Raw genomic sequence first — 13,276 nt, 5'->3', positions numbered from 1 at the left:
CCACGCAAAAGACCTAGCGAACTCAATACGCCATGAATAGAAGCCTTCGTTTCAGTCACAAAATTCTGTTGGCCGTGTCGCTGATTGTGATGCTCGCCTTCACCCTATTCACGTTGTACAACGACTATTTACAGCGCAATGCAACTCGCGTCAGCCTGGAAAACTATTTGACTGAAATGGGTGACTCTACCTCCACCAATATTCGTAACCTGCTGGAGGGGCGGATTAATTTGGTGAGGAATCTGGCGCAGAACATTGCCAGGGAGCCTGCCAATGCCGAGACGCTGATGGATGAGAGCGTCCTGACCTCAAGTTTTCTCACCGACTACCTAGGCAAGGTCGACGGCAGTTTCAGTATTCGTCCGAACACCAAGATGCCCGATGGCTATGACCCGCGCTCCCGCCCTTGGTACAAGGACGGTATGAACGCCAACGGCGCCATACTGACTGAGCCTTATATTGATCTGGCCACCAACAAGATGGTCATTAGTGTCATCAGCAAGGTTTCCAGCAGCATCGGTGTGGTTGGCGGTGACCTGGCGTTGGATGGCCTGGTGGAACTCATCAACTCGTTGAACTTTGGCGGCATGGGCTATGCCTTCCTGGTCAACGATCAGGGCAAGATACTGGTGCATCCGGACAAAGCGCTGGTCATGAAGTCGCTTTCGGATTTGTACCCTGCACACACACCGAAACTTTCCGGCGAGCTGACCGAGGTCCAGTTCAACGGGCAAGCCCGCTTGCTGAGCTTCGCACCGATCAAAGGTCTACCTTCCGTCAACTGGTACATCGGTCTCTCAATCGATAAAGACAAGGCTTACGCGACGCTGAGCCAATTCCGCTATTCGGCGGTGATTGCCACCATCGTTGCGGTGATCCTCATCATCGTCCTGCTGAGTTTACTGATCCGCATACTGCTGCAACCGCTGCACATTATGACCCGCGCAATGGAGGACATTGCCCAAGGCGAAGGTGACCTCACCAAACGCCTGGTCATCCACACGCAAGACGAGTTCGGCACCCTGGGCAATGCGTTCAACGATTTTGTCGAACGTATCCACACCTCGATCCGAGAAGTCTCCTCAGCGACCGAGCACGTCAACGAAGTGGCCATGCGCGTGGTCAGCGCCTCCAACTCATCGATGCTCAACTCCGACGAACAGGCCAGCCGTACCAACAGCGTCGCCGCTGCCATCAACGAACTCGGTGCCGCTGCTCAGGAAATAGCCCGTAATGCCGCTCAGGCCTCGCAACAGGCCAGCGACGCACGGGGTCTGGCCGAGCAGGGTCAGCAAGTGGTCGAGCGCAACATCAGCGCAATGCATCAGCTGTCGGAAATGCTCAGCGCGTCGAGTACGAATATCGAATCGCTGAACAGCAAAACGGTGAATATCGGTCAGATCCTTGAGGTGATCACCAGCATCTCCCAGCAAACCAACCTGCTCGCGCTCAACGCCGCCATCGAGGCCGCACGGGCCGGGGAAGCCGGACGCGGGTTTGCGGTAGTGGCCGATGAAGTGCGCAACCTGGCGCATCGCACCCAGGAGTCGGCACAACAAGTGCAAACGATGATCGAGGAGCTGCAAGTCGGCGCCCGGGATTCGGTCAGCACCATGAGCGACAGCCAGCGCCATAGCCAAGACAGCATGGAAATCGCCAACCAGGTCGGCGAGCGCTTGAACAGCGTGACCCAACGCATCGGCGAGATCGATGGCATGAACCAGTCGGTCGCCACCGCCACCGAGGAGCAGACCTCGGTGGTGGAGTCGATCAACATGGACATTACCGAGATCAACACGCTCAATCAGGAAGGCGTGGAAAACCTGCAATCGACCCTGCGCGCCTGCGCCGACCTGGAACAGCAGGCGGCACGGCTGAAGCATCTGGTGGGCAGTTTCCGCATCTGACCTATTCCAGGCACCGATCCATAGACGTTCACAGCCGCCTATGAATCCCCAAGAAGCCCGCCTCGTGCGGGCTTTCTTGTTTCTGCGATTCCACTCTGTGGCGGGAATGGATGGCGCGGTTACAGCATGCGCAAATCCAGCGGGTAAAGCCTGTTGCCCAGCGAACACTTCTGTCTTTGCGCACAACTGTTTGCCAGGCAACAGCGTTTCAACACTTGCCCTCTTCCAGCGACACTCATCGCCGCACACAAACCAATCATTACCTTATAAATCAATAACTTAATGAATTGGTACGATGCTTGCTCTCTTAGAACTATCGGCCACAGCCACAGACTTGTTCCAACAAGCGCCTCTATAGAGCCGTGCCGGCCCTGCGTTGCACAACCTGCTGCCGTCTTACCTTACCCAAGGCAGCGGGCTTCTTATTTTTGCAGCGAGGAGCGTGTTGATGAGTCTTGATATCTTTTGGTTTCTGCCCACGTCCGGCGACACCCGTTATCTGGGCCGATCCGACAGCGGCCGCCCGGCCACCAACAAATACATGCAGCAAATCGCGGTAGCCGCCGAGAGCCTGGGCTATGACGGGGTGTTGATTCCCACCGGCAGCAGTTGCCTGGACCCGTGGATTACCGCCGCCAGCCTGGTCCCGGTCACCCATCGCCTGAAGTTGCTGGTGGCGCTGCGCACCTCGCTGGGCAACCCCACCGCTTCGGCCCGTCAGGCGGCCACACTGGACCAGGCCAGCAACGGCCGCTTGCTGCTCAACGTGGTGCCCGGCGGTGATGCCACCGAGTTGGCCGCCGACGGTATTTTCCTCGACCACGACCAACGCTACGAAGCCGCTGGCGAGTTCCTGAGCGTTTGGCGGCGCTTGCTCAGTGGCGAGGTGGTGGATTTCACCGGCAAGCATGTGCGCGTCGAAGGCGCGCAGAACTTCTTCAACCCCGTGCAGCAACCGCACCCGCCCTTGTATTTTGGCGGGTCGTCCCCGGCCGCCCATGAGCTGGCGGCCCAGCAGGTCGACGCCTACCTGACCTGGGGCGAACCGCCGGCGGCCGTGGCCGCGAAAATCGCCGATGTGCGCGAGCGCGCGAAAAAATATGGGCGCACGCTACATTTCGGCGTGCGCCTGCATGTGATCGTGCGTGAAACCAACGAGCAGGCCTGGGCGGCGGCCGAAGAACTGATCAGCCACCTCGACGACGATGTGATCGCCGACGCGCAAAATAATTACGCCAAGATGGACTCCGAAGGTCAGCGCCGTATGGCCGCCCTGCATGGTGGACAGCGCGACAAGCTCGAGGTCTCGCCCAACCTGTGGGCCGGTGTCGGCCTGGTGCGCGGAGGCGCCGGCACGGCGCTGGTCGGCGACCCTCAGACCGTGGCCAAGCGCCTGCAGGAATATGCCAACCTCGGCGTAGACCGCTTTGTACTGTCCGGCTACCCGCACCTGGAAGAGGCTTTCCGCTTTGCCGAACTGGTGTTCCCGCTGTTGGGCAAACAGCCTGTCACGGTCCGCGACCAAGTACTCACCGGCGGCGCGTTCGATGTGCGGGCCGGCCACACATCGGTCAAGGATGAGGCCACGGCATGAACGTGATTGATATGCGCTGCCGCCCGGCGTACCTGCACGATTTTTTCGGCGCCACCCCAGGCAGCGCCGAGACCGCCACCGCCCGCTGGCTGAACCGGCGGGTGGGCACGCGTGGCGACGACGAGCACTTCGCCCGTTCGCGCACACCCCAGGGGTTTCTCGATGAAGTGCGCGACGCCGGGTTGAGCCGGGCGGTGGTGGTCGGTCGGCACACGCCCGGCCAGCATCTGCCCAACGACCTGATTCACAGCATCGTGCGCGACCACGCTGAGTTGCTCGGCATCGCCAGCATCGACCCGGCGTTGCAGGGCATCGACGGCGCGCTGGGCGAAATCGAGCGCGCCATCTCGGGGCTGGGCCTGGCCGGGATCGACCTGGAGCCAGGGTTTGGCGAACCGGCCAGGCAGGCGGATGACCCGCTGTACTGGCCGATCTACGAGCATTTGCAGGCACGCGGCATTCCGCTGTTTCTGATGAGCGGGCCGACCACCCCGGACCCTGCCTTCAACAACCCCGAACACCTGGCCAAGGTCGCCCGGGCGTTCCCGCAGCTGTCGATCGTCTGCTACCACGGCTACTGGCCCAACGTGCAGCAAGCGCTCGGCGTGGCGTTTCGCTACCCGAACATCTACCTGGTGCCGGACATGTACCTGTTCCAGCCCGGCAGCGACGCCTACGTGCAAGCGGCCAACGGCTTTCTGGCAGAACAGTTGCTGTTCGGCTCGTCCTATCCGTTCCGCCCAATTCGTCAATCCATCGAGGATGTCCTGCGCCTGGGTTTCAAACCCGAGGTGCTCGACAACGTCCTCTATGGCAATGCCGCCCGGCTGTTTGGGCTGTAGAACACCTCGCGCTACACCCCGGGACCGGCCGTCATCCAGGGGCGGCCCGGCGCTGTTTTCAACTTCAAGGAGTTCCCCTGTGACCACCCCCCACGATCCTGTGCACGTCGCCCGCCGCCTGGCGGCCGACTGGGCCAGTACGGCTGCCGAGCGTGACGAGCGCGGCGGCACGCCCAAACGCGAGCGTGATGCCCTGCGCGACAGCGGCCTGCTGACCCTGAGTATTCCCTGTGAATTCGGCGGCCTCGGCGCCAGTTGGAGCGACACGCTGAACATCGTGCGCGAGTTCGCCAAGGTCGACAGTTCGATGGCCCATGTGTTTGGTTTCCAACACTTGATGCTGGCTACTGTGCGCCTGTTCTCGCGACCCGATCAGTGGCAGCCCTGGCTGGAACAAACCGTCCGCCAGCGCTGGTTCTGGGGCAACGCCCTCAACCCGCTGGACACCCGCACCGTGGCCACGCGTGTCGACGGCGGGCGCGAGTTTACCGGGATGAAGAGCTTTTGCTCCGGCGCCAGCGACTCCGACCGCCTGATTGCCTCGGCGCTGGAGGACAGTGGCGCAGGCAAACTGCTGATCGCCGCCATCCCCACCGACCGCGTCGGCATTACCCTGCTCAACGACTGGAACAATATGGGCCAACGCCAGACCGACAGCGGCAGCGCCCGTTTCGAACGCGTGCGGGTGGCCGAGGATGAACTGCTGCTCGACCCGGGCCCGCTGAGCACGGTGTTTTCCGGGCTGCGACCGCTGTTGGCGCAACTGACGTTCGTCAACCTGTTCCTCGGCATTGCCGAAGGCGCCTTTGAGCAGGCGCAGCACTACACCACCCACGAAGCACGCGTCTGGTTCAAGTCCGAGGTCGAGCGGGCGGTCGACGACCCTTATGTGCTGGCCCACTACGGCGAGTTCTGGGTCGGCCTGGAGGCGGTACGCGCCCTGGCCGAACGGGCCAACGCGTTGTTGGACAAGGCCTGGAACTGCGGCGAACAGCTGCGCGCCGAGGAGCGCGCGAACCTGGCCCTGGCCATCGGCAGCGCCAAGGTCCATGCCACCCGGGTCGGCCTGGACCTGAGTTCGAGGCTGTTTGAGGTCACCGGCGCCCGCGCCACCCACGCCTCGCGGCGCTTTGATCGCTACTGGCGAAACCTGCGAACCCAAACCTTGCACGACCCGGTGGACTACCGCATCCGCGAACTCGGCGAGTGGGCCTTGAAGCAGAAACCGCCGACGCCGAGCTTCTATTCCTGACGCCCGCGATCACGGCCAGGCAGGGTCGGTGTTCGCCAGCGTTCACCCAAACAACAAAGTGTTGCCCCAGTGATAGGCACCCAGCCCAAAAGTCGGCAAAACCCCAGGTATTACAGCCCGTTAGCACTCGGCATGAACTATGCACTTACCTCCTTAAACCACGATTGAACCGCCGTGCGCGCCCCATGAATCAAGACAACTGGAGTTAATCGACTATGGCTTCCCGCATTATCCTCAATGCGTTTGAAATGACCTGCGTGAGTCATCAGGCTGCGGGCACCTGGCGTCACCCAGACAGCCAGGCATGGAAATACAAAGACCTCGATTACTGGGTCGAGTTGGCCAAGCTGCTTGAGCGCGGCTACTTCGACTCGGTGTTTATCGCCGACGTCGTCGGCGTCTATGACATCTATCGCGGCTCGGTGGAAACCTCCCTGCTCGACGCCGACCAGGTGCCGGTCAACGATCCCTTCTTTCAAGTGCCAGCCATGGCCACCGTCACCCAGCACTTGGGCTTTGGCGTGACCTCGGCGCTGACCTATGAACAGCCTTACGCCCTGGCGCGAAAGTTCTCGACCCTCGACCATCTGACCAAGGGCCGCGTGGCGTGGAACGTGGTGACCTCGTACCTCAACAGCGCGGCGGTCAACATGGGCCTCAAGCAACAGATCTCGCACGACGAACGCTATGACATCGCCGATGAGTTTCTGGACGTGACCTACAAACTGTGGGAAGGCTCCTGGGATGAAGACGCGGTGCTGCGTGACCGTGAGCGCGGGATCTTTACCGACCCGAGCAAAGTCCACCCGATCGGTCACAAGGGCAAATACTACGATGTGCCGGGCATCCATTTGTCCGAACCGTCGCCACAGCGCACCCCGGTTATTTTCCAGGCCGGTGCCTCCAGCCGTGGCCGCGCCTTTGCCGCCAAGCACGCCGAAGGGGTGTTCATCAGCCCGGCCACCGCAGAACAGGCGCGCGAGGTGTCCGATGACATCCGCAACCGCGCCGTGGAAGCGGGCCGTAGCCGTGATTCGGTCAAGGTGTTCACGCTGTTGACGGTGATCACCGCTGAAAGCGATGAAGCCGCGCAAGCCAAATACCGCGACTACCTGAGCTATGCCAATGGCGAAGGCATGTTGTCGTTTTACGGCGGTTGGACCGGCATCGACTTTTCCGAATACGACCCGGACCAACCCCTGGAGGCCATCGACAACGACAGCATCCGCTCGGTGCTGGAACTGCTCGCCACCGCCGACCCCGACCGCAAGTGGACGCCACGCGACATCATCAAACACCGCAGCATCGGCGGCCTGGGCCCGGTGTTGGTGGGCGGCCCGAAAACGGTGGCCGACGAAATGGAGCGCTGGGTGGACGTCGGTGGTATCGACGGCTTCAACCTGGCCTATGCGATCACCCCGGGCACCTTCGAAGACCTCGTCGAGTTCATCGTTCCGGAGCTGCAACGCCGGGGCCGTGTCCGCACGTCCTATGACGGCGCCACCCTGCGTGAAAACCTGCTCGACGGCACTTCGCCGTATGCCGCAGACGACCATCCGGCGGCACGTTATCGCGGTGCATTCAAAACCGGCGCGAACGCCACCGATCACACCAAACCGTCCACATTCTCTGACCTGACTTGACGTTTATCTGCGCTGAAGAGGAATCCATTCCATGTCCAGTTTCGCCACGCTGAACACACTGTCTGTCGGTACTGATTACGACGCGCTCGCCGCACGTTTTCGACCGATCTTTGCGCGTATTGCCGAGGGCGCGGTCGAGCGCGAACGCAGCCGCACGCTGCCGTTCGAACCGATCAAATGGCTCAAGCAAGCCGGGTTCGGCGCCGTGCGTGTGCCGGTCGAATTCGGCGGGCCCGGCGCCTCGCTGCCGCAACTGTTCCAACTGTTGATTGAACTGGCGGCCGCCGACTCCAACGTGACGCAAGCCCTGCGCGGGCATTTTGCGTTTGTCGAAGACCGCCTCAACGCCCAGGCATTCAGCCCGCAGAACGCCTGGTTCGAGCGGTTTGTGGCCGGGGAGCTGGTCGGCAATGCCTGGACCGAAGTCGGCGACGTGAAGATCGGCCAGGTGATTACCCGAATCAGCCGCCAGGGCGAGCAATGGGTCGCCAACGGCACCAAGTTCTACAGCACCGGCAGCCTGTTCGCCGACTGGATCGACCTCTACGCCCAACGGGACGACACCGGTGCCGACGTGATCGCAGCGGTCCGCGTGCAGCAACCGGGTGTGCGGCAAAGCGACGATTGGGATGGCTTCGGTCAGCGCACCACTGGCAGCGGCACTTCCGTGTTTGAAAACGCAGTGGTCGAAGACGACCACCTGATCGACTTCTCCACGCGCTTTAAATACCAAACGGCGTTTTACCAACTGACCCTGCTGGCCGTCCTGGTCGGGTCGGGGCAGGCGGCCGTGCGAGAGGTGGCCCAACAGGTCCGTGTTCGCGCCCGCGTGTTCAGCCATGGCAATGCGCCGGCGGCGCGTGACGATGCGCAGGTGCAGCAGGTGGTCGGCAAGGCCTCGGCGCAGGTCTACACGGCTGAAGCGGCGACCCTGCGCGCCGCACAGGCCTCACAACGCGCCTACGTGGCACACTTCGCCAAGGATGCGCAGGCCGAACGCGAGGCCAATATTGCCGCAGAGCTGGAGTCGGCCCAAGCGCAAGTGGTGATTGCCGATCTGGTGCTTCGCGCCACCAGCGACCTGTTCAACGCCTTGGGCGCATCCGCCGCACGCGCGAGCCTGCAACTCGACCGACACTGGCGCAATGCGCGCACTGCCGCCTCACATAATCCATTGATCTATAAAGAGCGGATCCTCGGTGACTGGGAGATCAATGGCACCGAACCGCCCTACGTGTGGCAGATCGGCGGTGGCAGCCAGCAAAACCACGCGCAGAAATAGCACCAGAGCGTGTAAACCGCGAGCTGAAAATGCCCCGGCCTGTCGGGGCATTTTTCTGAGACACCGAAAAAGCTGCGCCGCACCCTTCCCGGCAGCTTGCATGCGCGCAAAAAAACACGCCTTCTGTATTTTGACGCTCCCCAGAGCCCGCTGTTAGTGTCCAACCTCCCCGCACGCATGGAGTACACCACGGTGAAACTGGACATCTACCAAGTCGACGCCTTCAGCCAACACCCCTTCGGCGGCAACCCTGCAGCGGTGTGCCCACTGACCGAATGGCTGAGCGACGCGCAACTGCAAAACATCGCCGCCGAAAACAACCTGTCCGAAACCGCCTACTTCGTCCCCCGCGACGGTTTTTATGAGCTGCGCTGGTTCACCCCGACCGTCGAAGTCGACCTGTGCGGCCATGCCACGCTCGCAGCGGCGTGGGTGTTGATCAATGCGTTGGCGGATGCGCCTGAGGTGTTGCGGTTCGCAACGCGCAGCGGCGAGCTGCGGGTAACACGCGAGGGCGATGAACTGGCGATGGACTTCCCGGCGAAAGCGCCACAACCGTGCGAGCCGCCTGCCGCAATGTTGAGCGCGCTGGGGATTGAACACGCCGAGGTGTTCGGCACCGATGACTACATTGTGTTGCTCGACGATGAAGCCCAGGTTGCTGCGCTCACGCCGGACTTCGCCCAGCTCAAGGGCCTGCCCAAACGCGGGATTGCGGTGACAGCCAAGAGCACGCGGTTTGATTTCATTTCCCGTTGGTTCGGGCCGAATGTGGGGGTCAATGAAGACCCGGTCACCGGTTCCGCGCATACCTCGCTGGCGCCGTTCTGGGCCGAGCGCCTGGGCAAAACACGCCTGAGCGCCGAGCAAGGCGGTGCGCGCAAAGGCCAGTTGCGCTGTGTCCTCAAGGGCGACCGGGTGATTATTTCCGGCAAGGCCGTGCTGTATATGCAAGGCACGATTTACCTGTAAAAAGCAGTACCCCTAGAACAACAGATCATTCTCAACATGAACGGAGTTCAGCGCGTGTTTTCGATTGCCCGCCGTCAACTGACGGTCATTGCCGCAACCCTGGCCCTTGTGGCCTGCCACACCCCGGTCAACGAACCGCCTCCGGCGCCGGAGTTGGGCTCGGGCTATCGCAGCGACCTCAGCCCGCGCTACGCCGAGCGCCATATGGCGGCGGCCGCCAACCCGCTGGCGGCCGAGGCAGGGCGCGAGATGCTGCGCCAGGGCGGTTCGGCCATCGATGCGGCGATTGCCATGCAGGCGGTGTTGACGCTGGTGGAGCCGCAGTCGTCGGGGATTGGCGGCGGTGCCTTCATCATGCTGTGGGACGGGCACACCGTGCACGCGTATGACGGCCGGGAAACCGCACCGGACGGGGCGACGGAGCGCCTGTTCCTCAAGGCCGACGGTCAGCCGATGGGGTTCACCGCAGCGCAGATCGGCGGGCGCTCGGTGGGTACGCCGGGGGTGTTGCGAGCGCTGGAGATGGCGCACAAGAAGAGCGGGCATCTGCCATGGGCCCGGTTGTTCGAGCCGGCGATTCGTCTGTCGGAACAGGGTTTCGCCATCTCGCCGCGCTTGCACAGCCTGATTGCCGCAGACCGTTTTATCCCACAGTCGCCGGAGATGGCGGCCTACTTTCTGAACGCCGATGGCACGCCCAAAGCCACCGGCACGCGGTTGAAAAACCCGGCACTGGCGGCGGTGTTCAAGCGCATCGCCAAGGAAGGCCCGGACGCGCTGTACCACGGCCCGATTGCCGACGAAATCGCGCGTAAGGTGCAGGGCCACCGCAACGCGGGCAGCCTGTCCCCGGCGGACCTTAAAGCCTACGTGGCCAAAGAACGTGCGCCGCTGTGTAGCGACTACAAGCGCTGGAAAATCTGTGGCATGCCGCCACCGTCGTCGGGCGGGATTGCCATCGCGCAAATCATGGGCACGTTGCAGGCCCTGGAAGCCCGCGACCCGCGCCTGGCCATCGCGCCCATGACGCCGCTAAAGAGCGCCTCGCCCGCTGGCCTTGAGCCCACGCCCGAGGCGGTTCACCTGATCGCCGAAGCCGGCCGCCTGGCCTTTGCCGACCGCGCGTTGTATGTGGCCGATGCGGACTTTGTGCCGGTGCCGGTCGCAGGCCTGGTCGCCCCCGACTACCTGGCCCAGCGCGCCGCCTTGATCGGTGAACGCAGCCTGGGCGTCGCCAAGCCGGGCCAACCAGCGGGCATTCAAGTGGCGTATACCCCGGACCGCTCGCCGCTGCGCATCTCCACCTCGCAAGTGGTGGCGGTGGATGACCAGGGCGGCGCCGTGTCGATGACCACCACGGTGGAGGCCGCGTTCGGCTCCCACGTGATGGTCCAGGGCTTTTTGCTCAACAACCAGATGACCGACTTCTCGTTCATTCCCGAGGAAAACGGCCAGCCGGTGGCCAACCGCGTGCAACCCGGCAAACGCCCGCGCTCAGCCATGGCGCCGACCCTGGTGTTCGACCGCCACAGCGGTGAATTGCTGGCTACGCTGGGGTCGCCGGGCGGTTCGCAGATCATCGAATACGTGAGCAAATCCCTGGTGGCGATGCTCGACTGGCAGCTCGACCCGCAAGCCGCCATCAGCCTACCCAACTTCGGCAGCCGCAATGGCGCAACCGAACTGGAAAGCGGCATGTTCAGCCCGGCGTTGAAACAGGCGCTCAAGGACAAGGGCCATGCACTGAGCGAGATCGAGATGACCAGTGGCATCCAGGCGATCGTTCGCACGCGGGATGCGCAGGGCAAGGTGATGGTGAGCGGGGGTGCCGATCCTCGGCGGGAGGGCGAGGCGTTGGGTGATTGATGCTTACGAGGGCGTCGCTCCCCCTCCGGCGCAGCACGCTCGCTGCTGCACATTGCGGCCATAAGACCGGACGTTTTCCGGGAAGTCCTCAGTAACGCCTAATGGCGTTACTGACGCGCCGGCCGATGACTATCGGCTGATCTTCAAGCCCTTACGCCCCGCATGCCGCTCCAACGCCAACTCAATCAAGCGGCTGACCAACTCGCTGTAACTCATCCCCGCCGCCTGCCACAACTTGGGGTACATGCTGATGCGGGTAAAACCCGGCAACGAGTTGATTTCGTTGATCAGCACTTCGCCGTCCTCGGTGAGGAACACATCGACCCGCGCCAACCCTGCGCACCCCAACACCTCGAACGCTTCGACGGCCAGGCGGCGAATCCGCTCGCTGGCTTCAACGCTGATATCGGCCGGCACCACCACTTGGGCCGCCTGGTCGTCGATGTATTTGCTGTCGTAGGAATAGAAGCCGCTGCTCACCACGATCTCGCCGCAACCGCTGGCGATCGGATTTTCGTTGCCCAGCACGGCGCATTCGATCTCGCGGCCCTGGACGGCAGACTCCACCAGCACTTTCTCGTCAAAGCCCAGGGCCAGTTCGACGGCGGCTTGGTATTCGGCCTCGTCGTTCACTTTGCTCACGCCCACCGAGGAGCCTTGGTTGGCGGGTTTGACGAACATCGGCAAGCCGAGCTTGCGCACCGCCATGTCAAACGAGGTGCGCGCCGCGTTGTTGCGGTTGAGGGTGATAAACGGCGTGACGGCAATACCGGCGTCGCGCAGCAGGCGTTTGCTGATGTCCTTGTCCATGCACACTGCCGAGCCGAGCACGTCGGAGCCGACAAAAGGCAGGTCGGCCATGCGCAACAGACCTTGCAGGCAGCCGTCCTCGCCGAGGGTGCCGTGGACGATGGGGAAGATCACGTCGATGTGGGCCAGCAGGCCGCTGCCGGTGGTTTCCACCACTTGCTGGCTGGCCTTGCCCGGCACCACCGCCAGTTCGCGGTTGGACTGGTTGAGGGCGATCAGCGCCGGGTTTTCCTGGTTGATCAGGAAGTTCGAGGTGTCGTTAAGGTGCCAGTGGCCGGCCTTGTCGATGCCGATCAGCACCGGCTCGAAGCGCGAGCGGTCGAGGGCATCGACGATGTTGCGCGCCGACTGCAGCGAGACTTCGTGCTCGGCCGAACGACCACCAAAAATAATCCCTACGCGCACCTTGCTCATGACCCGACCTCACTGTTGAAAGTAAGGCTTCTTACCATGAGCGGTCAGCGATTCGCTACCAGATGTACACCGAACAGCATGTAGCACCCCCCCGCAAAACGGTCGAGCCATTTGCGCGAGCGGCTGTAGAGGTCGGCCATGCGCTCACTGGAAAACACCAGGGCCACGCTGGAATACCAGCTGAACGACAAGGTGGCCATGATGATCACCGCCAGGGTCAGCAGCATCGGTGACGGCGACGGCGGCATGGTGGACGCGAAGATGGTGGCGACGAACAACGCGGCCTTGGGATTGGACAGATTGCCCAGCAACCCTAGGCGCCAGGCGGAAAACAACGAGCGTCGGGGCCCGTCCGGCAACAGGCTCTGCCCCATCGCCGGCGCCGAGCGCTTGAACAGCTTCAAGCCCAGGTAGATCAGGTAGCAGCCACCGATGATCTTGAACGCCAGGTACAGCATGGGTGCGGCGCTAAACAGCGACTTTATGCCCAGGCCACCCGCCAACCCCCACAGGATCGTACCCGTAGCCACACCCGCCGAGGCCACCAAACCATGGCGGCGCGAACAACTGGCGGCCAGTTGCGCCGTGTTGAAGAAGTTGGGGCCAGGCGTGACCACCGCCACCGTCCACAGCAGGGCCAGCGAGCTCAGGGGCGCCACGTAGGCAGGGTTGAGGACATCCATGGGGGCGCTCC

The 13,276-nt window shown here is 62.7% G+C and carries 10 protein-coding genes and 2 pseudogenes; 10 read left to right on the top strand and 2 right to left on the bottom strand.

The window, feature by feature from the left end; translation table 11 throughout:
- Positions 1–32 precede the first annotated feature (32 nt).
- From ACS5Q8_RS03450 to ACS5Q8_RS03405, 10 genes and pseudogenes are all read left to right on the top strand, one after another.
- Positions 33–1,049 (top strand): annotated as a pseudogene (locus tag ACS5Q8_RS03450) (cache domain-containing protein); the annotation flags it as partial.
- A gap of 63 nt (positions 1,050–1,112) precedes the next feature.
- Positions 1,113–1,907 (top strand): methyl-accepting chemotaxis protein, encoded by a 795-nt coding sequence (locus ACS5Q8_RS03445; protein ID WP_426244295.1) that lies wholly within the window; start codon positions 1,113–1,115, stop codon positions 1,905–1,907.
- 448 nt (positions 1,908–2,355) lie between these two features.
- The gene (ssuD, locus tag ACS5Q8_RS03440) at positions 2,356–3,501 is read left to right on the top strand and encodes an FMNH2-dependent alkanesulfonate monooxygenase (RefSeq protein WP_443695402.1); all 1,146 of its coding nucleotides are present in this window, start codon (positions 2,356–2,358) and stop codon (positions 3,499–3,501) included.
- Positions 3,498–4,343 carry an amidohydrolase family protein gene (locus tag ACS5Q8_RS03435; protein WP_426100801.1) on the top strand — a complete coding sequence of 282 codons (846 nt, stop codon included), beginning with the start codon at positions 3,498–3,500 and terminating at the stop codon, positions 4,341–4,343. The genes ssuD and ACS5Q8_RS03435 overlap by 4 nt, the downstream gene beginning before the upstream one ends.
- Before the next feature lie 79 nt (positions 4,344–4,422).
- Positions 4,423–5,595, top strand: a complete 1,173-nt coding sequence (locus ACS5Q8_RS03430; protein ID WP_465159831.1) for an acyl-CoA dehydrogenase family protein — start codon at positions 4,423–4,425, stop codon at positions 5,593–5,595.
- Positions 5,596–5,810: 215 nt separating this feature from the next.
- Positions 5,811–7,238 (top strand): LLM class flavin-dependent oxidoreductase, encoded by a 1,428-nt coding sequence (locus ACS5Q8_RS03425; RefSeq protein WP_465159830.1) that lies wholly within the window; start codon positions 5,811–5,813, stop codon positions 7,236–7,238.
- 31 nt (positions 7,239–7,269) lie between these two features.
- Positions 7,270–8,520, top strand: coding sequence for an acyl-CoA dehydrogenase family protein (locus tag ACS5Q8_RS03420; RefSeq protein WP_426100805.1), 1,251 nt, complete (start codon positions 7,270–7,272; stop codon positions 8,518–8,520).
- A 192-nt stretch (positions 8,521–8,712) separates the two neighbouring features.
- The gene (locus tag ACS5Q8_RS03415; RefSeq protein ID WP_465160348.1) at positions 8,713–9,492 is read left to right on the top strand and encodes a PhzF family phenazine biosynthesis protein; all 780 of its coding nucleotides are present in this window, start codon (positions 8,713–8,715) and stop codon (positions 9,490–9,492) included.
- Between the two features lie 36 nt (positions 9,493–9,528).
- Complete coding sequence (ggt, locus tag ACS5Q8_RS03410) at positions 9,529–11,358, top strand: gamma-glutamyltransferase (protein ID WP_465159829.1); 1,830 nt, start codon at positions 9,529–9,531, stop codon at positions 11,356–11,358.
- 6 nt (positions 11,359–11,364) lie between these two features.
- A pseudogene (locus ACS5Q8_RS03405) lies at positions 11,365–11,460 on the top strand (helix-turn-helix domain-containing protein); the annotation flags it as partial.
- 27 nt (positions 11,461–11,487) lie between these two features.
- Here the strand turns inward: ACS5Q8_RS03405 and ddlA are convergent.
- Positions 11,488–12,582, bottom strand: a complete 1,095-nt coding sequence (ddlA, locus tag ACS5Q8_RS03400; RefSeq protein ID WP_276196372.1) for a D-alanine--D-alanine ligase — start codon at positions 12,580–12,582, stop codon at positions 11,488–11,490.
- A 44-nt stretch (positions 12,583–12,626) separates the two neighbouring features.
- The gene (locus ACS5Q8_RS03395) at positions 12,627–13,265 is read right to left on the bottom strand and encodes a LysE family transporter (protein WP_465159828.1); all 639 of its coding nucleotides are present in this window, start codon (positions 13,263–13,265) and stop codon (positions 12,627–12,629) included.
- Positions 13,266–13,276 lie beyond the last annotated feature (11 nt).

The organism is Pseudomonas sp. PAMC25584, from assembly GCF_058135675.1.
This window is presented reverse-complemented; position numbering and strand designations above follow the sequence as displayed.